Source organism: Actinopolyspora xinjiangensis (genome assembly GCF_900104475.1).
In the GTDB taxonomy this organism is placed as follows: Bacteria; Actinomycetota; Actinomycetes; order Mycobacteriales; family Pseudonocardiaceae; genus Actinopolyspora; species Actinopolyspora xinjiangensis.
Map to the genome: position 1 here is coordinate 62,368 of NZ_FNJR01000013.1, position 19,069 is coordinate 81,436.

At 69.7% G+C, this 19,069-nt stretch carries 16 protein-coding genes and 1 pseudogene; 10 read left to right on the forward strand and 7 right to left on the reverse strand.

Annotation, left to right across the window (positions count from 1 at the left end):
• Positions 1-31 precede the first annotated feature (31 nt).
• The 5 genes from BLQ75_RS18765 to BLQ75_RS18785 form a co-directional block, all read right to left on the reverse strand.
• A complete protein-coding gene (locus BLQ75_RS18765; RefSeq protein WP_092604078.1) occupies positions 32-733 on the reverse strand; it encodes a sirohydrochlorin chelatase in 702 nt (233 codons plus the stop codon).
• Between the two features lie 65 nt (positions 734-798).
• Positions 799-1,122: a nitrite reductase small subunit NirD gene (gene nirD, locus BLQ75_RS18770; RefSeq protein ID WP_092603991.1), complete on the reverse strand. Its 324-nt coding sequence runs from the start codon at positions 1,120-1,122 to the stop codon at positions 799-801.
• On the reverse strand, positions 1,119-3,662 hold the full coding sequence (gene nirB, locus BLQ75_RS18775; RefSeq protein ID WP_092603992.1) for a nitrite reductase large subunit NirB: 2,544 nt from the start codon (positions 3,660-3,662) through the stop codon (positions 1,119-1,121). The genes nirD and nirB overlap by 4 nt, the downstream gene beginning before the upstream one ends.
• On the reverse strand, positions 3,659-5,110 hold the full coding sequence (locus BLQ75_RS18780) for an FAD-dependent oxidoreductase (protein ID WP_092603993.1): 1,452 nt from the start codon (positions 5,108-5,110) through the stop codon (positions 3,659-3,661). Before BLQ75_RS18780 ends, nirB begins: the two co-directional genes overlap by 4 nt.
• Positions 5,107-7,194, reverse strand: coding sequence for a molybdopterin oxidoreductase family protein (locus tag BLQ75_RS18785; protein WP_092603994.1), 2,088 nt, complete (start codon positions 7,192-7,194; stop codon positions 5,107-5,109). Before BLQ75_RS18785 ends, BLQ75_RS18780 begins: the two co-directional genes overlap by 4 nt.
• Before the next feature lie 224 nt (positions 7,195-7,418).
• Here BLQ75_RS18785 and BLQ75_RS18790 point away from each other — a divergent pair, with 224 nt between their 5' ends.
• Both BLQ75_RS18790 and BLQ75_RS18795 read left to right on the forward strand, forming a co-directional pair.
• Entirely contained in the window at positions 7,419-8,252 is an 834-nt protein-coding gene (locus tag BLQ75_RS18790; protein ID WP_425286471.1) for an SIR2 family NAD-dependent protein deacylase, read from the forward strand.
• 418 nt (positions 8,253-8,670) lie between these two features.
• Entirely contained in the window at positions 8,671-9,933 is a 1,263-nt protein-coding gene (locus BLQ75_RS18795) for an NlpC/P60 family protein (RefSeq protein WP_170837569.1), read from the forward strand.
• Positions 9,934-10,097: 164 nt separating this feature from the next.
• On the opposite strand, the gene BLQ75_RS18800 is transcribed toward BLQ75_RS18795, so the two are convergent.
• The gene (locus tag BLQ75_RS18800) at positions 10,098-10,592 is read right to left on the reverse strand and encodes a MarR family winged helix-turn-helix transcriptional regulator (protein WP_211481465.1); all 495 of its coding nucleotides are present in this window, start codon (positions 10,590-10,592) and stop codon (positions 10,098-10,100) included.
• A gap of 168 nt (positions 10,593-10,760) precedes the next feature.
• Between BLQ75_RS18800 and wrbA the strand changes: the two genes are divergently transcribed.
• The 3 genes and pseudogenes from wrbA to BLQ75_RS24530 all read left to right on the forward strand — a co-directional run bounded on the left by wrbA (position 10,761) and on the right by BLQ75_RS24530 (position 13,083).
• The gene (wrbA, locus tag BLQ75_RS18805) at positions 10,761-11,375 is read left to right on the forward strand and encodes an NAD(P)H:quinone oxidoreductase (RefSeq protein ID WP_092603996.1); all 615 of its coding nucleotides are present in this window, start codon (positions 10,761-10,763) and stop codon (positions 11,373-11,375) included.
• 131 nt (positions 11,376-11,506) lie between these two features.
• Positions 11,507-12,474: pseudogene (locus BLQ75_RS24575) on the forward strand (ring-cleaving dioxygenase).
• Positions 12,475-12,954: 480 nt separating this feature from the next.
• Positions 12,955-13,083, forward strand: coding sequence for a hypothetical protein (locus tag BLQ75_RS24530; RefSeq protein WP_280137857.1), 129 nt, complete (start codon positions 12,955-12,957; stop codon positions 13,081-13,083).
• A gap of 130 nt (positions 13,084-13,213) precedes the next feature.
• Here BLQ75_RS24530 and BLQ75_RS18820 read toward each other — a convergent pair whose 3' ends face one another.
• Entirely contained in the window at positions 13,214-14,419 is a 1,206-nt protein-coding gene (locus BLQ75_RS18820; RefSeq protein ID WP_092603997.1) for a hypothetical protein, read from the reverse strand.
• A 90-nt stretch (positions 14,420-14,509) separates the two neighbouring features.
• Between BLQ75_RS18820 and cysC the strand changes: the two genes are divergently transcribed.
• The 5 genes from cysC to pcaH all read left to right on the forward strand — a co-directional run bounded on the left by cysC (position 14,510) and on the right by pcaH (position 18,880).
• The gene (cysC, locus tag BLQ75_RS18825) at positions 14,510-15,082 is read left to right on the forward strand and encodes an adenylyl-sulfate kinase (protein ID WP_092603998.1); all 573 of its coding nucleotides are present in this window, start codon (positions 14,510-14,512) and stop codon (positions 15,080-15,082) included.
• A gap of 225 nt (positions 15,083-15,307) precedes the next feature.
• Entirely contained in the window at positions 15,308-16,129 is an 822-nt protein-coding gene (locus tag BLQ75_RS18830; protein WP_092603999.1) for a CoA transferase subunit A, read from the forward strand.
• Positions 16,126-16,926 carry a CoA-transferase subunit beta gene (locus BLQ75_RS18835; RefSeq protein WP_092604000.1) on the forward strand — a complete coding sequence of 267 codons (801 nt, stop codon included), beginning with the start codon at positions 16,126-16,128 and terminating at the stop codon, positions 16,924-16,926. The genes BLQ75_RS18830 and BLQ75_RS18835 overlap by 4 nt, the downstream gene beginning before the upstream one ends.
• Positions 16,923-18,104 (forward strand): thiolase family protein, encoded by a 1,182-nt coding sequence (locus tag BLQ75_RS18840; RefSeq protein ID WP_244515714.1) that lies wholly within the window; start codon positions 16,923-16,925, stop codon positions 18,102-18,104. Before BLQ75_RS18835 ends, BLQ75_RS18840 begins: the two co-directional genes overlap by 4 nt.
• Before the next feature lie 23 nt (positions 18,105-18,127).
• A complete protein-coding gene (pcaH, locus tag BLQ75_RS18845) occupies positions 18,128-18,880 on the forward strand; it encodes a protocatechuate 3,4-dioxygenase subunit beta (RefSeq protein ID WP_092604002.1) in 753 nt (250 codons plus the stop codon).
• Positions 18,881-19,069 lie beyond the last annotated feature (189 nt).

Sequence of the window (19,069 nt, forward strand, 5' to 3'; positions counted from 1 at the left end):
TCTCAAGGCCGCCCGGTACGGCCACCGTTTCTCAGGAGGAGAAGGGGACCGTCGACGCCCGTGCCGGATCGGCGCGACACGCGTCGAGATAGCGGCGAGCGATCAGTTCCACCACTTCGGGGGCCTCCGCCAAGGGTTCCGCCGTCGCCCTGGAGGGCATCTCCCGCAACCACCGGTGGAACAGGCCGGGAGCCAGCAGGTAGGGCGCGACGAACTCCCCGCCGGCCCCCGACGCGCACACTTCGGCCGTGCGCGGGTGCGCCGACGTGACGTAGGTGGCGCGCAGAGGCTCCCCCGCGGGGTGCACCAACCGCCCGAGCAGATCGGCGGCGCGGTCCACGTCCTCGAGCGCGCGCTCGTCGGAGGACCCGGCGGCGGCGAACACCACGGGGTCGCCGGAACGCCAGCCGGCTTCCCGCAACCTGCGCAGCATCGCCCGCGCCAGCTCGGGTGCGGGTCCCAACGGCTCGGCAACCACCACCTCGGCTTCGTGTCCGCTCTCGGCGAGTTGGGCGGGCAGGTCGGTGCGCACGTGGTAACCGGCGGCCAGGAAGGCCGGGACCACGACGACCCGTCCGCTCATCCCGCGCAGTGCTTCGGGCACCGTGGGGCCTACGACATCCACGTTGGCCGTCCTTACGCTGGTTCCCAGCGTTCGCCCGACGGCGTGCGCCAACCGCCGGACCACTCGGCCGCCGCGTGGATCGCGGGTACCGTGTGCCACCAGCAGCAGACCGGCTCCGGTGCTCGGTTCCCCGGCCTTCCGGTGATCGGTGGGGTGGAGGGTGTGCTCGCCGCTCAACCGGTGGCCACCTCGACCACACCGTCTCGGCACCGCACGGGGTAGGTGGGCAGCCGTGTTTCCGGATCGTCCAGACACTGCCCGCTGCGTAGCGAGAACACCTGCTTGTGCATGGGGGAGGCCACCGTCGGTTCTCCCTGCCTGTCGCCGACGATGCCGCGACTGATCACGCCCGCCCCGCTGAACGGGTCCACGTTTCCCAGCGCGAACAGCTCGTCGTCGCCGGTGCGGAACAGTGCCACGGGGTGACCCCGGACGAGAGCCGCGACTCCGAACTCGGTCGGTACCTCCGGTTCCCGGCAGACAGCGTGCCACCTCATGCCGAAACCTCCTCGGTGACGGTTTTCCGCCCGGTCGTCGGGACCGGCATGGGCAGATCGGTCGGTTCCGGTCGGATCTGCCCGCGCTCCTCGGTGAAGCGGATCGTGGGGTCGGGGGAGTCCGGCGCGTTGACGAACGAGACGAACCGCGAGAGTTTCTCGGGGTCGTTGAGCACCGCCCCCCACTCGTCGGTGTAGTTCTCGGTGTGGCGCGCCATGGCGGCCTCGAGGTCCGCCGCGATTCCCAGGCTGTCCTCGACGACCACCTCGCGCACGTGTTCCAGGCCGTTGTCGAAGGACTCGATCCAGCCCGCCGTCCGTTGCAGACGCTCCGCGGTGCGGATGTAGAACATCAGGAATCGGTCGATGACCCGGATCAGGTCCTCGTCGGTCAGGTCGGAGGCCAGCAGCTCGGCGTGCCTGGGGCTGAACCCGCCGTTGCCGCCCACGTAGAGGTTCCAGCCCCGCTCGGTGGCGATCACCCCGAAGTCCTTCGACCTCGCCTCGGCACACTCCCTGGCGCAGCCGGAGACCCCCGCCTTGATCTTGTGCGGGGCTCGCAACCCCCGGTAGCGCATCTCCAACCTGATGGCCATGGTCACCGAATCCTGCACCCCGTAACGACACCAGTCGGTGCCCACGCAGGACTTCACGGTTCGCAGGGCCTTGCCGTAGGCGTGGCCGGACTCGAAACCGGCCTCCACCAGCCTGCGCCATATCTCGGGCAGCTGCTCCACCCTGGCCCCGAACATGTCTATGCGCTGACCTCCTGTGATCTTGGTGTAGAGACCGAACTCGGTGGCCACCTGCCCCAGCGTGATCAGCTTGTCCGGGGTGATCTCGCCACCCGGCACGCGTGGAACGACGGAGTAGGTGCCGTTGCGCTGCATGTTGGCGAGGAAGCGGTCGTTGGTGTCCTGCAACCCGGCCTGTTCGTCGTCGAGGATGTGCGAGGTGGTCGAACCGGCGAGGATGGAGGCCACCGCGGGCTTGCAGATGTCACACCCCCGCCCGGTGCCGTACTCGGCTATCAGCCGGGAGAAGGTCGTGATCCCGGTGGCACGAACGATCTCGAACAGCTCCGAACGGGACTGCGGGAAGTGCTCGCACAGCGCGTCGGAGGTCGCCACGCCCGCTTCGTCCAGTAGGTTCTTCAGCATGGGGACGCAGGACCCGCAGCCGGTGCCCGCTTTGGTGCACGACTTGATGCCGGCCACGTCCTCGACGGCTCCGGAGGAGATGACCTCGGTGATGTCCGTTTTACGGACGTTGTGGCAGGAGCACACGGTCGCCTCGTCCGGAAGTGCTCCCGCCGTCGGCCCGCCGGACTGGGACGCCGGCAACAGCAGCTGCTCGGGTGGCCCGGGAAGGGGACCGCCCGTGAGCGGTCGGAGAACGTCATAGGCCCCGGCGTCACCGACCAGTACGCCACCGAGCAGGGTGGTGGCGTCGTCGTCCAGCACGAGTTTGGCGTAGGTGCCCTGCGCGTTGTTGGCGTAGACGACCTCCAGCGCGCCCTCGGAAGTCCCGTGGGCGTCACCGAAGCTGGCCACGTCCACGCCGACGAGCTTCAACTTGGTCGCACCGTCGGCGCCCTCGAACTCGGCGGTGCCTCCTCCGGTCAGTTGTTCGGCCACCGCCGTGGCCATCCGGTAGCCGGGGGCGACCAGTCCGTGGCACTGCCCCCGAACCGCGGCGCACTCCCCGATGGCCCAGACGTGTGGATCCTCGGTCCGGCAGCCACCGTCCACGAGGAAACCACCGCGTTCACCGCGAGGTAGCCCGGAGGAGTCGGCGAGTTCGTCGCGGGGCCGGATTCCCGCCGAGAACACCAGCAGCCCGGTGTCGATCTCGGTGCCGTCGGTCAGCTCCACCGAGCCGACCCCACCGTGTTCTCCGGCGTGGACGCTCGCGGTGGCCACCCCGGTGTGCACCTCTATCCCCAGGTCACCGACGAGTCGGGCCAGCACCGCTCCGCCGCCCTCGTCGACCTGGACCGGCATGAGTCTCGGCGCCACCTCCACCACGTGGGGCCGCATCCCGAGGGTCCGCAGCGCGTCGGCCGCCTCCAGCCCCAGCAGGCCACCGCCCACCACCACACCGTCGGTGCCGGGCGAGGCCGCCGCGCGGATCCCGTCGAGGTCCTCCAACGTGCGGTACACGTGGCACCCCGGGAGGTCGGCGCCCGGTACCGGAGGCACGAAGGGGCGTGATCCGGTGGCGAGCACCAGCGCGTCGTAGTGCAGGGAGTCGCCGGTGGTGATGCTGACCCTGCGCTCGGTACGGTCGATGGCGGTGGCCCCCACCCCGGTGAGCAGCTCCACCCGCCGATCCCGCCGTGTCTCCGGGGTGAGCAGGCTCAGACCCTCGGCGGTGGTCTCGGCCATGTACGAGGACAGCGCCACCCGGTCGTAGGCCGGATGCGCCTCCTCGCCGAGCACCACGATTCGCCAGTTCTCCGCCGTGTCGCGTTCGCGGATCTCCTCGATCAGTCGGTGGCCGACCATGCCGTGACCGATGATGACCAGTGTCTTGTTCATGCCGCACCCTCCTGTGTCGGGGAGTCGGTTCCGGTGGGGACGTGTCCGCTCGACGAGGCGGCCAGCGCCCCGCAGAGCTCGCGCACGGCACCGACGCAGCTTCCGCAGCCGGTGGTGGCACGCGTGGCCGAGGCCAGCGCGGGCACGTCTCTGGCTCCGTCGTGGAACGCCGCCGTCAGCGCGGAGCGGGAGACGTTGTTGCAGTGGCAGAGCACCGGGTCGAGCGTCGTGTGTCCCGCGGCCTCGAAACGGGTGGGTGAGCCGAGCAGCGTGGCCAGCCGGTCCGGGGGGACCGGCATGCCGGTCTCGTAGAGCTGGCTCAGCTTGGCGATCGCCTCCGGCAGCCCGACCAGCGTGGCGGCGAGGACCCGGTCCTCCCGCAGCGCCAGCCGTGCGTAACGGCGGCGCTTCGGGTCGTTGATCGTGACGTGCTCGACCCGCCGGGACTCCCCGGTGAGCAGTTCCGGATCGCCGATACAGGCCAGTTCGAGGCCGGCGCCACGAGCGCGCAGGAGCTCGCCGCCTCCCCGGTGGGAACCGGCCCGACCCGTCAACAGGATCCCGGCCAGGTTCTCGGCCTGCTCCCAGTGGCCGTCGAGCGAGTTCGCGTCCCCTCCGGAGGGTTCGGCGCAGCTTCCCAGCGCGTGAACACGCGGGTCGCTGCTTCGCAGTTCCGCGTCGACCACGATTCCCCGGGAGATCCGCAGCCCGGCCTCGTTCGCCAGTGTGGTATCCGGTCGCGTTCCGGTGCGCGGCACCAGCGCGTCGGTGGAGATCGCCTGTCCCGAGGCGAGCACCAGTTTGCCGGGCAGCAGCTCGGCGACCGTCTCACCCGTGAACACGTTCACGCCGTTGTCACGCAGCGTGCTCGCGACGATGTCGGCCGCGGCCCGGTCCACCCGGCTCCGCATCAGATGCTGCCCGCGATGTACCAGGGAGACTTCGTAGCCGCCGAGGGCCAGCGCGTGTGCCGTCTCCACCCCGCTGGGGCCGCCGCCGAGTACGGTCACCACCGCGTCCGATGCCAGTTCGCGGTGCAGCCGGTGGCACTCGAACGGATCGCGCAGCCACCGGATTCCCCTCGTGGCGGAGCCGGTGGTGTCCCCGATCCCCGGCAGGTCCGGTGCCACGGGGCTGGTTCCGGTGGCAAGCACCAGGGTGTCGTAGCCGTGGACCCGTCCGTGCTCGGTTCGCACCACGCGTCGCTGCCGATCGATCCCGGTGACCCGCGTGCCTCGGTGCACCCGCACTGGTTCGGGGTGAGTGGGCAACGCCGCGAGCTCCGGTTCGAGCCCGGCGGAGAGGACGGCGGGCAGCAGGACTGGGTTGTGGGGAGCGTGCTCCCGTGCGTCGAGGACGGTGATGCTTCCGGGGTACCCCTGCTCCAGCAGTCGTTGGACCAGTCGGTGGGACGCCGGGCAGTCTCCGATGATCACCAGCCGGCTCATGTGTCCACCTCCTCGACACCGGAGATCGAAACGGCCGCGACCTTGAACTCGGGAATTCCGCTGCGTGGGTCCAACACGGGGTTCGTGAGCAGGTTCGCGCAACCCGTGCCGGGGTAGTGGATCGGCAGGAACAGGGTGTCCTGCCGCATCGAGCCGTCCAGCCTCGCGCGGGCGAGGGCAGTGCCGCGAGCGGAGCTCACGCGTGCCAGTTGTCCGTCGTGGACCCCGGTTCGGGCCGCGGTGTCCGGATGCAGTCGTACGAACGACTCGGGTTCCGCCTCGGAGAGTTCCTCGACACGGCGGGTCTGCTCGCCGGTCTGGTAGTGCCCGGATGTCCTGCCGGTGGTGGCGACCAGCGGGTACTCGTGGTCGGTGGATTCGGCGGGACCGTGCCAGTCCACCGCCGTGAAACGCGCCCTGCCGTCCGGGTGCGCGAACGAGTCCAGGAACAGCCGGGGGGTTCCCGGGTGTGGCGAGCCCCCTTCGGGCTCGGCCGGGCACGGCCAGTGCAGTGGCTCCCCCGAGTCGAGGCGCTCGTAGTCGATGCCCGAGTAGTCGGCGGGACCGCCTGCCGAGGCCCGCGCCAGTTCGTCGAAGACCGCGCTCGCACGGGTCGGGAAACTCGTCTCCGATCGCCCGAGGCGGACGGCCAGCCCGCTGAGGACTTCCAGGTCGGACCTCGCCCGGCCGGGTGGGGGAAGCAGTGCCCGTCTGCGCAGCACTCTTCCCTCGAGGTTGGTCATGGTTCCTTCCTCCTCGGCCCACTGCGTGACGGGCAGCACCACGTCCGCCATTCGAGTGGTCTCGGAGGGAAGGAAGTCGGCGACCACGAGCAGGTCCAACCTCGACAGCTGCGCTCGTGCGAGTCCGGCGTGCGGAGCGGAGAGCACCGGATTGGCGCCGAACACGAGAAGCGCCCGGATGCCTCCCGCCGTTCCTGCGGATTCCAGCAACCGGGTGGCCGGTATCCCCGGGCCGGGCAGGCTCTCCTCAGCGACCCCCCACACTCCGGCGACATGCGCGCGGGCACCGGGGTCGGTGATGAGGCGGTAACCGGGCAACTGGTCGGCCTTCTGCCCGTGCTCCCTGCCACCCTGTCCGTTCCCCTGGCCGGTCAGGCAGCCGTACCCGCTGCCGGTCACACCGGGCAGCCCCAGTGCGAGCGCGAGGTTGATGAACCCGGCCACCGTGTCGGCACCGTCGCCGTGCTGTTCGGCTCCCCTGCCGGTGAGCACATAGGCGCGCCGCGCCCCGGCCAGCATCCGAACGGCCTGCCGCTGCGCGGAGGCGGGAACCCCCGTCACCCGTTCGACCCGTTCCGGCCACCAGCCGACCGCTCGGGCCCACGCCTGTTCGAAGCCGGTGGTGCGGCGTGCCGTGTACTCGGCGTCGTGCCACCCTTCGCTCACGGCGATGTGCAGCAGTCCCAGCGCCAGCGCCAGGTCGGTTCCGGGGCGCGGCCGCAGGTGCAGCTTCGCCCGTTCGGCCGTGGCGCTGCGACGCGGATCGATCACCACCAGTTCGGCCCCTTCGAGGTGCTGCATCAGCGGCGGCATGGTCTCGGCGGGATTGCCGCCCGCCAGCAGGATCACCTCGGCCTCGTCGAGGTCGGTGACCGGGAACGGTAGTCCCCGGTCCACCCCGAAAGCGGCGTTGCCCGCCGTCGCCGCGGCGGCCATGCAGAACCGGCCGTTGTAGTCGATGCGGCTGGTTCCCAGCGCCAGCCGCGCGAACTTCCCGAGGGAGTACGCCTTCTCGTTGGTCAGTCCCCCGCCGCCGAAGACGCCGACGGCGTCCGGGCCGTACTCGGAGGCGAGGTCGCGGAGCTTCGCGGCGACCAGGTCGAGAGCGTCGTCCCAGTCCGTGGCAACCAGCTCGCCGTGCTCGTTGCGCAGCAGTGGTTCGTACAGCCGGTCGGCACTCCCGAGTACCTCGGGGGCGGTCCAGCCCTTGCGGCAGAGACCACCGCGGTTGACGGGGAACCACGAGGGGGAGACCGACACCGCGCCCGTGTCGCCGGTCAGTTCCGTGCCGCACTGCAACGCGCAGTACGGGCAGTGAGTAGCCACGTGGTGTTCGGCCATTCGCCGCCTCCCGTTCTCCCCGCACGGTCGCCGTAGCCTGCGGATTCGTTGAAGGAGTCTAGGAAGACAGTGTTTCCTCGCCCCGGGATTCCTGTTGCGCTTCGGAAAAGGTGAGTTACCCGAAGTTCACGGCGCCGGACGGAGGTTGTGCGTTCGAGTCGACCGGTGCGGTGTCGAGAGAGGGGCGACCTGACGGCGCCCCCGGAGAGAGACGTGGGACCGTGGTGGACGTGGCCGAGTGGAACGAGGAAGACGCGGCGGCTTGGCAGCGGGCGTGTGAACTGGTCGCGGCCGCGCGCAGGATCACGGTGTTGACCGGAGCGGGTATCTCCACCGGGGCCGGCATCCCGGACTTCCGTGGCCCCGACGGGGTGTGGACGCGCGATCCGGAGGCGCAGCGCCTCAGCGACATCGACAGCTACCTGGCCGACCCCGAGGTCCGCCGTGCGGCCTGGCGTAGTCGTGCGCGGCATCCCGCTTGGGAGGCCGAGCCCGGACCGGCTCACCACGCTCTCACCGGGCTGGCGAACTCGGGGAGGCTCCGTGCGCTGCTGACGCAGAACATAGACGAGCTCCACCAGCGTGCCGGCCTCGATCCCGAGCTCGTGCTGGAGCTGCACGGCTCGATGTTCGGCACCGTGTGCCTGGACTGCTCCGAGAGGGGAACCATGCGTGCCGCGCTGAGCCGGGTGGCGGCGGGTGAGCAGGACCCGCCCTGCCGAAGTTGCGGCGGTATTCTCAAGTCGGCGACCGTCTCCTTCGGGCAGGCCCTGGACCCGGAGGTGGTTCGGGCGGGGCAGCGGGCCGCGATGGACTGCGACCTCTTTCTGGCGGTGGGTACCTCGTTGACGGTGCACCCCGCGGCCGGTTTCGCCGAACTGGCGGTACGGGCGGGCGCGGACCTCATCGTCTGCAACGCGGAGCCGACCCCCTACGACGGTCAGGCGGCGGCCGTACTGCGCGGTGACCTCGACGAGACACTGCCCCGGTTGCTCTCCGTTCCCACGGTGCCTAACTCCCGCCCACTGCGTACCTGGGCCGATCCCAGCACCTGGTGATTCCCGGGGCGGTTCCGGAAGAGCCCTGGTAGGGCACTGCCGTGTGCCGACCGCTCACGTGCGGTCTTCCGCCCACGCTTTCCCACACATGAGCGGTGGGGCCCTTCGCCCCGCCGCCCCCTCTTCTCCAGGCTTGTTCCGCGGGGTTTCCGCGTGACGGGGCGCTGGTGTCCCACTCGCGGGTGAGTACGGGCGTGTCGCTCCGCTTGATCCGAATCAGACTCGGGTGCTCGTGGCATATTCCGTGATCGAACCCCCGCTCGGTGCGGTGGTTCCCATCGTCGAACGGATGTCCTCGACTCCTCGGGAGGGAGCGGCCATGATGCGATCCCGCGGTGGTGGTAGTCCTGCGGGAACCGGTGCTGCCGGGAGGCGCGGCGGCTCCCGTTCGGGGGCGTCCGTGTCGTGCCGTGTCCTCGTGCCGCTGTTGGTCCTCCTGCTGGGGGGAGCCGTGCCCGGCACCGGGCTCTCGGAGCCTCCGCGACCACCGGATCAGGAGCGGCAGCGGCTCCGGGAGGAACGTGCCGAGGTACGCCACAACGCCGACCGGGTGCGCGAATTGGCGGTCAGACTCGCCGAGGTCGAATCCGAGTTGGCCGGACTCTCCGCCGAGGTCGAAAGTGCTCTGGAGCGGGCGAACAAGGCCCGGGTGGATCTGCGGCGTGCCGAGCGTTCTCTCACCCGGTCCGAGGGAGCGGCGCGGGCCGCCGAGGCCGCCTCCGAACTCGCCGCGCGACGTCTGGTCCGGCATCGCGAGCGAGTGGACGAGTTCATCGAGGGCAGTTACAAGCAGGGAAGCCTGGTGGGATCGATCCCCGCGTTCGTGGGGGCGGACAGTGCCGGTGAGGCACTCGATCGGGCGAGTTTGCTCCGGGCATTGGCCCGATCTCAGCTGGATGTCCTGGAGGAATTGCGCGAGGCTCGCATAGCCAGGGCGAACAGGGACGCCGCCACGCGGGACGCGGTTCGTACGGCCGAGCGAAAGCACCGCGCGGCGGAGCGGGCCCGTGTCGCGGCCGAAGCGGCCCGTCGCAGGGCGGTGGCCGCTCGTAACGCCCGGCGTGCCGACCTGGCCGAGCTGCGCGCCGAACGCCAGCGGGCCCGACGTCGCCTGAACGCCGCGCGCGCCGAGGTGAGCACGCTCGAGGAACGCCGCGACAGGCGTCTCCGTCGTGGGCGGGCGGGTGCCGACGGGGCGCCGGCGTCACCCGGGGCCACCTCCTCCTCGAGCGGAGACGGGACCGAGGAGCCGAACACCTCGCCACGGGTGGAAACGGTGGTGTCGAGGGCGCTTTCCCAGCGGGGGGTCACCTACGCGTGGGGTGGTGGCAGTGCCGACGGGCCGAGCCGGGGGATACGCGACGGTGGTGTGGCCGATGCTCACGGGGACTACCGCAAGGTCGGGTTCGACTGCTCGGGGCTGATGGTCTATGCCTTCGCCGGGGTGGGGATACGGTTGCCGCACTACAGCGGTTATCAGTACCGAGCGGGTACTCGCCTGCCGCTGGCCCGTAAACAGCGCGGGGACATGTTGTTCTGGCGTGACGAGGGCGGTGTGCACCACGTGGCGTTGTATCTGGGTGACGGGCGGATGGTCGAGGCGCCCCACTCGGGTGCTCACGTCCGGGTGACCGGGGTGAGGTATTCCGGGATCGCGCCCTACGTGGTGCGCTTGCTCTGAAGCGGCGACCGGCCGTTTCCCGGACTCGGGGTGCGACCGGTCCCGATGAGGCGAGTCGGATCGTTCCGTGGCGGTGGGGCGGTCTCGACGGCCGCACGCGACGAACGGGGACACGCCGCGTGGCCCTCCGGTCGGGGAGCCGCGTCGGAGGCGTGCCCCGATCCTTACTCGTCCGCGTTGGCCGTGCGCAGCGTCCGCATCGCGGCGGCCAGTTGTTCGGAGGCCTCGGGGCCGAGCGGCCCGAGAACGGTGCGGCGCAGGATCTCGGCGCAGGCGTGTTTCGCCGACTCCGCGGTCACGCGGCCGTGGTCGGTCAGCGCCACGTAGGTGACGCGACGGTCGGTGTCGCAGGGCTGTCTGCGTATCAGGTCCGCCGCTGCCAGCCGGTCCGCCACCTTGGTGAACCCGCCGCTGCTCAGCGCCGCCTCCTTGGCCAGTTTGGTCATCGGCATGCGGCAGTCCGGTGAGCGCACGAGCCTGAGGAGGATGTCGAAGGCACCCGGGGTGAGCCCGAACCGTTCGCCGATCTCGGACATGATCCGCTCCTGCGTCACGTGATACCCCTCGATCACGAGCCCCCACCAGGTGACGATCTCGTCGTCCCGCGTCTCCTGGCCCGCCGTGTCGGGACTGGCGGCGGTGATGTCCTCGGTTCCCACCTGGCTGCCTTTCTTCGCGTATCCGTTTCGCCCCGCAGTCTAGCGGTCTCAACGGTAAGTCTCTCTAAAAAACTTCTTGCATGGAAGATGTTTTATGGTAGTATTCTTCTTGGAAGAAGATAAAGCGTCGGGCGGGTCCCGACGTCGGAGAGTGAAGGAGTCCTGCCGATGAGCAGTCCGGTCAAGCTGGCGGTCGTCTACTACTCGGCCACCGGTGTCGTCGCGGAGATCGCCAACGCCCTGGTGTCCGAGGCCGAGGCGGCCGGCGCCGAGGTTCGGCTGCGACGAGTCGCCGAACTCGCCCCCGAGGAAGCCATCGACTCCAACCCCGCCTGGCGTGCCAACCTCGAGGCGACCCGCGCGATCGCCGAGGTGACCCCGGACGATCTGGTGTGGGCGGACGCGGTGATCTTCGGTTCTCCCACGCGCTACGGCAACATCGCGGCGCAGTTGAAGCAGTTCATCGATTCGCTGGGGCCGCAGTGGCAGCAGGGGCTGCTCGCGGACAAGGTCTACAGCGGGTTCACCTCCACGTCGACCAAGCACGGTGGCCAGGAATCCACCCTGCTGGCGTTGTACAACAGCGTGCACCACTTCGGCGGCATCCTGGTCGGCCCCGGCTACACCGACGGGTCGAAGTTCGTCGACGGCAATCCCTACGGGACCGGCCACGTCGACGGGCAGGGCCAGTTCAAGGTCGACGGCGAGACGCGGCAGGCCGCGGCTGTGCAGGCGCGCCGCGTCGTCAACATCGCCCGTGCCCTGCGGGACGGTGCGGCCTGATTCTCCGGCCGAGAAGCTCCCGGGAACCGGGACGAACCGGAGTGACGCGGTGTGTTCGTGCCGGTCTCACCGGTTCCCGGAGGTAGTCGGTAGCCCCACACCCCGACCTCTTCCCCGTCCGGAGGGACGAGATGAGCATCGTCACCAGCGGGTTGCACCACGTGACCGCCATCGCGGGCGATCCGCGGCGCAACGCGGAATTCTACCTGCGCACCTTGGGGTTGCGGATGGTCAAGATCACCGTGAACTTCGACGATCCGGGCACCTACCATCTCTATTACGGTGACGAGTCCGGACGTCCGGGGACGTTGATGACGTTCTTCCCGTTCCACGGGGCGCCACCCGGCAAGCAGGGCAACGGCCAGGCGACCGCGACCGCGTTCTCCGTGCCCGAGCACTCCATCGGTTGGTGGCACCGTCGGCTCAACGAGGCCGGAGTGGAGATCGACGGGGTGGGGCAGCGACCGGGCGAGGACGTGTTGACCTTCCGGGACCCGGACGGTCTGACCCTGTCACTGGTCGCGCGCCCGCAGCCCGATCCCCGGGAACCCTGGGAAAACGGTCTCGTGCCTCCCGAACACGGCATTCGGGGGCTGCACTCCGTCACGCTCTCCGTCGACAGCGAGGACGCCACCGTGAGCATGCTTACCGAAATGGGGCTGTCTCTGGCCGAGCAGCAGGACAACCGCTTCCGGTTCGCGGCGGGGGAAGGTGGCCCGGGGCCTACGTGGATGTGCTGGTGCGTCCCCGCGCGGAGCGCGGTCTCGTAGCGGCCGGTACCGTGCACCACGTCGCCTGGCGAGCGCCGGACGAGGCGACGCAGGCGGCTTGGCGTTCGGAACTGGCCGACAACGGCGTTTCGGTGACTTCCGTGCTGGACCGGCAGTACTTCCGGTCCGTCTACTTCCGGGAACCCGGTGGGACGTTGCTGGAGATCGCCACCGACGAGCCCGGGTTCACCGCCGACGAGCCCCTGCTCGAACTGGGGCGAGCCCTGAAGCTGCCTCCCTGGCTGGAACCCAGCCGGGAGCAGATCGAGGCCGCCCTGCCCGGCCTCGACCTGCCGAGCGAGAACAATCCGCGAAGGTCGGCCCCGTGATCGCCGGTGAACTCCCGTTCCCCCACGAGCTCGTGGAGGGGATTCGGGTTCGCCCGTGCTGCTGATGCCGCACGGTACCGGTGGGACACCGCACGAGATGCTCGCGCTGGGGCGCGGGCTCCACCCCGACGCGGCGTCGCTGGCCCCCGCCGGGAGGGGCTCGGAGAACGGGACCGCGCTGGTTCCGCGGATACGCCGAAGGGGCTTCGATGAGAGGGACATCCTCGTCCGCGCCGAGGAGCTCGCCGGGTTCGTCGAACAGGCCCGCCGCCACTACGGGACGTCCGGTCTCGGGGGCTGGTCGCGGTCGGGTCTCCAACGGAGCCAACATCGCGGCCGCGTTGACCGTGCTGCGTCCGGACGTGCTGACCGAGGCCGTGCTGTTCGCCGGGATGCTGCCCCGCGGCGATCCGCCCTTCTCCCTTTCGGCAGCCGGGGGATGTCCAACGGTGACCACGACCCCATGGCGCCGTCGCCTCGGTGGACCGCCTCGCGGGCACGTTACGCGCGCGTGGTGCCGGGGTGACGGCGCACCACCACCCCGGAGGGCACGAGATCACGGCCGAAGCCCTGCGGCCGGCCGCCGACCGGCTGCGCGAACCGCGCTGAAGCGGGAGAGGCGGATCGTCGCGGTGGTCGATGGGTAATCCCGTCGGTGCCTCCTCGCCCGTGGGGTCCGTCTGACCGGGACTTTCGGGCCGGTGCCGGGGACGGAGCCCCCGGACGGGGCGGCGTGGAGTCACCCCTTTCCGCTAGAAGCGGACAATCGTTGAAGAAGTCGTTTGCCCCGGCGGTACGCCTCCAGGGCCGCGCGCGACGCGGCGTGTCGGTCACACGCCCGCACCAGGCTCTCGCGCACCCCGGGAACCGGAGGGTGTTCCGGAGGGTGCTGCTGCCGTGGTGGTCGCGCGACGTCGTTTCTGATCAGCTCCGCCAGGGCCTCGAGCGCGACCTCGGTCAGTTCTCCGGGCTCGGGGTGGTCCGGATCCACCGCGGCACCTCCGGTGGCAGCGGGGCGCAGTTCGTCGAGGGCCCCCACCACGTGGTAGCCGCGTTCCGCCAGCGCCGAGACGATGCGTTCGGACTGCCCGTCCAGCCATTCGAGGTGCTGCTCCGGTACCTCGAGCGGGCTTCGGGGGCTGCGGTCCCCGAAGATCTCCTCGGCCACTCGCCGTTTCACGTGCTGGTCGTGGGTGGGCCAGTCGATCCGGCCGTTGAGTCGTTCGTTCAGCCGCCGGACGAGTTCGGTCTCGGCCACGCCGAGTGAGCGGTTCCGTTGCCTCACCCTGGTGTCGTAGTCCTCGGGGCGTACTCCGATGAGCTCGGCGAAACGGTGCCAGACGAGGTCCGGGGCGCTGCCCGCAGGCGGTACCGTCACCACGTGCACTCGTTCGGCCGGAATGTCGCGGCCCCATCTGGCCAGGATCTCCGGGACGTCCTGACGGTGCCAGAACAGCTTGCTGAGCATGTCCGGCTCGGCCACCGTGCCCCGCACCCCGGCCACGAACTCGCCGAACGAGATGGTGTGCCGGTTCTTGACGTCCTCCTGCCAGACGGCGGGCAGCTGGCGCCGCAGGTCCCGCACGGTGCAGACCAGGTGTATCTCCGCGAAGGACAGGTCGGCCATCGCGCGTTCGACCTGTTCCGGGGTGGCGGTGCAGAACAGCTCGTGCGAGATCACGACGGTCGAAGTCCCCGCGGCGGCCTGTTTGACCAGGCGTTCCCAGGCGTTCGGCACGTTGTCGTCGAACCAGTCCGCCTGGAACTGCGTGTGCTGCAGATCCATGGCAGCGTGAAAGTGCGCGTCGGGGCGGTCGCCCGGATAGTTCACCCCCGCGCCGCGCAGGGCTTCTCTGTTGTTCCAGAGGATCTCCTGCAGGTAGGTGGTTCCGGTCTTGGGGGAGCCGATGTGTACGTAGACTCGATTGCCGTCGGTATCGTTCATGTGATCATCTTTCGTGCTTTTCTGGAATTGTGGGACAAGCACCGGCAGCATTCGGCACGACCCCGACCCCGGCCAGTGAGGAGATTCGGTATGGGATCCTTGGGAGCTACGATCTGGTTGACCGGACTGCCCGGTGCCGGAAAGTCCACCGTCGCCCAGGCGGTGGCCGAGTACCTGCGGCGGCGCGGTGGACGGGTCCAGGTCCTCGACGGGGACCAGCTGCGGACCAACTTATCGGCGGACCTGGGGTTCAGCCCTGCCGACCGGAACACTCACGTGCGCCGTGCCGGGTTCGTGGCCCAGCTGCTGGCCGCGCACGGTGTCACCGTGCTGGTCCCGGTCATCGCGCCCTACAACGCCGCCAGGGACGACGTGCGCGCCCAGCACGACAGCCTGGGCTGCCCCTACTTCGAGGTGCACGTGGCCACTCCGGTCACCGAGTGTATGCGTCGTGATCCGAAGGGGCTCTACGGCCGTGCGGCCGCGGGAGAGCTGTCCGGTCTCACCGGCTACGACGCCGTCTACGAGGATCCGGTGGCCCCGGACCTGTGGCTGGACACCAGTACCACCGACATCACCGGTGCGCGGGACGCCGTGCTCGAGCTGCTCTCCCGCAGGGTCGGACTCCCGCTGCCCGGATTGGAGACGGTGGGCGAGCGCTGATCGATCCCGGTATTCCGTCCGGTGCCCGGTGGTCCGTCGACCACCGGGCTTTTTCGTGTGCTCACGCTCTTCCCGGCGGACACGGGAGTTCGTCCCCGGCCGGATATTGACCGGCGCTCGTCGCTCGATTATGTTCGCAGGAAGCACGGACGTTCTCTTTGCGAACAATACGCGGGTATCGTGCTGTTCTCCGGTACCGCGCGAAACCGCTGAACGGGGTGGCCAGTGGCACGCATACTGCAGCTCGACACGGCCGTGGCCGAGCTGGTCAACGACGGTGACACCGTCGCGATGGAAGGTTTTACGCATCTCATCCCGATGACGGCCGGGCACGAGATCATCCGCGCAGGCAGGCGGAACCTGACGCTGTGCAGGATGACTCCCGATCTCATCTACGATCAGCTGATCGGTGCCGGGTGCGCGCGCAAGCTCGTGTTCTCCTGGGGCGGAAACCCCGGTGTCGGGTCGCTGCACAGGTTCCGGGACGCGATCCAGAACTCCTGGCCCGTGCCGCTGGAGATCGAGGAGCACAGTCACGCCGGGATGGCCAACCGTTACGTCGCGGGAGCCTCCGGCCTGCCGTTCGCCGTGCTGCGTGGTTACGCGGGAACCGACCTGCCCGCGCACACCGACACGATCAGCACGGTACGCTGTCCGTTCACCGGGGAGGAGCTGGCGGCGGTCGCCGCGCTCAACCCCGACGTCGGCGTCATCCACGCGCAGCGCGCCGACCGGGCGGGCAACGTGCAGTTCTGGGGTATCACGGGAGTGCAGAAGGAAACCGTGCTGGCCTCGGCTCGCTCGCTGGTCACCGTCGAGGAGCTCGTCGACGAACTGCCGGCGCAGCCCGGTGCCGTGGTGCTGCCCAGCTGGGCGGTCACCGCCGTGGCCGAGGTGCCGGGTGGGTCCCATCCCTCCTACGCCCAGGGGTACTCCGAACGGGATAACACCTACTACCAGGACTGGGACGCGATCAGCCGGGACCGCGAACGGTTCCGGCAGTGGCTGGACACCGAGATCCACGGGTCGGAGAGGAGCCCCCGATGAGCGACGAGCTGTCCGAGGTCCCCGCCGCCTCGGAGTTCACCTCGGACGAGATGATGACCGTGGCCGCCTCGCGTTCGCTGCACGACGGGGCGGTGTGCTTCGTGGGGATCGGGCTGCCGAGCACGGCGGCGAACCTGGCACGCCGTACCCACGCCCCCGGTCTGGTTCTGATCTACGAGTCCGGGACGTTGGGCACCAAACCACAGCGGCTACCGCTGTCCATCGGGGACGGAGTACTGGCCGAGACCGCCGATTCCGTGGTCGGAGTCCCCGAGATCTTCAACTACTGGTTGCAACCTGGCCGGGTGGACGTCGGGTTCCTGGGGGGCGCTCAGGTCGACCGGTACGGCAACATCAACACCACGGTGATCGGTGACGACTACGACTCCCCCGAGGTTCGGTTGCCGGGAGCGGGCGGCGCTCCGGAGATAGCCACCTCGTGCGGTGAGGTGCTGATCGTGATGCGGCACAGCCCGCGCGCTTTCGTGTCCGATGTGGACTTCATCACCTCGGTGGGACACGGCAGGGACGGCGGGGCCCGCGCGGAGCTGGGGCTGCCGGGACGCGGTCCCGTCAAGGTCATCACCGACCTCGGTGTCCTCCAACCGGATGAACGGACCAACGAGCTGACGCTGACCGATCTGGCTCCCGGAGTAGAGGTGGAGCGGGTTCGCGCGGCGACCGGATGGCCGCTGCGCGTCGCCGAGGAGCTCGGTGCGCAACAACCCCCCACGGATCGGGAACTGCGGATTCTGCGGGAACTGAAGGCAACCCTCGGGAACGGAGAGTCGTCGTGAGCAACGAGGTGTACGTACTCGAAGCGGTCCGCACCCCGGTGGGCCGTTACGGCAAGGGGCTGGCCGAGGTGCGCCCCGACGACCTGGCCGCCCACACCATCAGGGCACTGCTCGACCGGCTCCCCGGGCTGGACCCGGCACGCATCCACGACGTGCTGTTCGGCGACGCCAACGGTGCGGGGGAGGACAACCGCAACGTGGCGCGGATGGCAGGCCTGCTCGCCGGGCTGCCCACCAGCGTCGCGGGAGCCACGGTCAACCGGCTGTGCGGATCGGGCCTGGAAGCGGTGATCGAGGGCAGCCGGATCGTGCAGACCGGTGACGGGGACATCGTGCTGGCCGGGGGAGTCGAATCCATGAGCCGTGCTCCCTGGGTGCTGCCGAAACCGGAACGTGCCTATCCGCGCGGCCACGAGACGTTGCACTCGACCACCCTCGGGTGGCGGATGGTCAACCCCGAGATGCCCTCGGAGTGGACCATCTCGCTCGGCGAGAGCGCGGAACTGCTGGCCGACAGGTACGGGATCGGACGTGCAGAGCAGGACGCCTTCGCCGTGCGCAGTCATCGACGAGCCGCGGCCGCCTGGGAGCGGGGACTCTTCGACGATGAGGTGGTACGGGTTCCGGGGACGGAACTCACCAGGGACGAGGGGATTCGGGCCGACACCTCGGAGGAGGCACTCGGCAAACTCGGTCCCGCTTTCCGCCCGGACGGGACGGTGACCGCCGGGAACTCCTCACCGCTCAACGACGGCTCCGCCGCGGTGCTGCTCGGCAGCCGCGCGGCTGCCACCGAGATCGGAGCCGAACCGCTGGCGCGGATCGTCAGCAGGGGAGTCGCGGGGGTCGACCCGGATGTCTTCGGGATCGGTCCCGTACAGGCCGCGCGCACCGCGCTGGAACGCGCGGGCATCGGCTGGGGCGATCTGACCGCCGTCGAACTCAACGAGGCGTTCGCCGCCCAGTCGTTGGCCTGCCTGGCCGAGTGGCCGGAGCTCGACCCCGAGATAGTCAACCAACGTGGCGGTGCCATCGCTCTCGGACACCCGCTCGGTGCCTCCGGAGCCCGAATCCTGACCACGCTGGCACACCAGCTACGCCGGGCAGGGGGCGGTTGGGGACTGGCCGCCATCTGCATCGGGGTTGGCCAAGGCCTCGCGGTCGTTCTGCACGCGTGAACCGGTAATCATCAGGAGCGAGCATGCCCACCGACTCGATCGGAAAACCGGCGGATCGGTTGATCCTGCCCGAGTACGAGCGCGACGATGCGAGCCATCCCGCGCTGGACACCGAGGAATACCACTCGACTTCCCTGCGCAGCCCGCGTCGCCCGTTGCAGTTGCTGCCGCAGAACCTCACCGAGATCACCGGTCCCGTGCTCGGGCACGAACGAGTCGGTGACACCGACCACGACCTGACCGTGCAGCACGCGGGTGAACCGTTGGGCGAGCGAATCGTGGTCAGTGGTCAGGTGCTCGACTCCGACGGCAAGCCGGTGCCGCACACTCTCGTGGAGGTCTGGCAGGCCAACGCCGCGGGGCGCTACCGGCACGCCGGTGACCGGCACCCGGCCCCGCTGGATCCGAACTTCTCCGGCGCCGGCCGCTGCATGACAGACGAGAACGGCCACTACCGGTTCATGACCATCAAGCCGGGCGCCTACCCGTGGCGCAACCACGACAACGCCTGGCGCCCCGCCCACATACACTTCTCGCTGTTCGGTCGGGCCTTCACCCAACGGCTGATCACTCAGATGTACTTTCCGGGCGATCCGCTGTTCTACCAGGATCCGATTTTCCAGTCGGTACGGGATCCGAAGGCACGGGAACGGATGATCTGCGAGTTCGACCTGGACAGCACGATTCCCGAGTGGGCGCTGTCCTACCACTTCGACATCGTGCTGCGGGGAAGGCACGCCACCCCGTTCGAGGAGGACGAGGACGACGAGGACTGACCGCCCTCTCGTTACTCATCCGGTGAACGGAGGCGCCGAGGTCTCACTGGTCGGACCGCGATGTGGGGTGGGGGGCACGCCACGGTGAAACCTCCCCGCCGGGCACGGCAACCCCGGCGGCCTCCGGCCGCTCGCGGTGGAGCCCGCCCGTCACGTCGAACGAGGCCACCGTTCGTCCGACGAGGTCGG

What these genes read in the sequence shown, in the direction of transcription:
- nirB (WP_092603992.1), bottom strand. Translation starts at nt 3,662, where the DNA reads ATGAACAAGACACTGGTCATCATCGGTCACGGCATGGTCGGCCACCGA.
- BLQ75_RS18835 (WP_092604000.1), top strand. Translation starts at nt 16,126, where the DNA reads ATGAGCGACGAGCTGTCCGAGGTCCCCGCCGCCTCGGAGTTCACCTCG.
- BLQ75_RS18785 (WP_092603994.1), bottom strand. Translation starts at nt 7,194, where the DNA reads ATGGCCGAACACCACGTGGCTACTCACTGCCCGTACTGCGCGTTGCAG.
- BLQ75_RS18780 (WP_092603993.1), bottom strand. Translation starts at nt 5,110, where the DNA reads ATGAGCCGGCTGGTGATCATCGGAGACTGCCCGGCGTCCCACCGACTG.
- nirD (WP_092603991.1), bottom strand. Translation starts at nt 1,122, where the DNA reads ATGAGGTGGCACGCTGTCTGCCGGGAACCGGAGGTACCGACCGAGTTC.
- wrbA (WP_092603996.1), top strand. Translation starts at nt 10,761, where the DNA reads ATGAGCAGTCCGGTCAAGCTGGCGGTCGTCTACTACTCGGCCACCGGT.
- cysC (WP_092603998.1), top strand. Translation starts at nt 14,510, where the DNA reads ATGGGATCCTTGGGAGCTACGATCTGGTTGACCGGACTGCCCGGTGCC.
- BLQ75_RS18820 (WP_092603997.1), bottom strand. Translation starts at nt 14,419, where the DNA reads ATGAACGATACCGACGGCAATCGAGTCTACGTACACATCGGCTCCCCC.
- pcaH (WP_092604002.1), top strand. Translation starts at nt 18,128, where the DNA reads ATGCCCACCGACTCGATCGGAAAACCGGCGGATCGGTTGATCCTGCCC.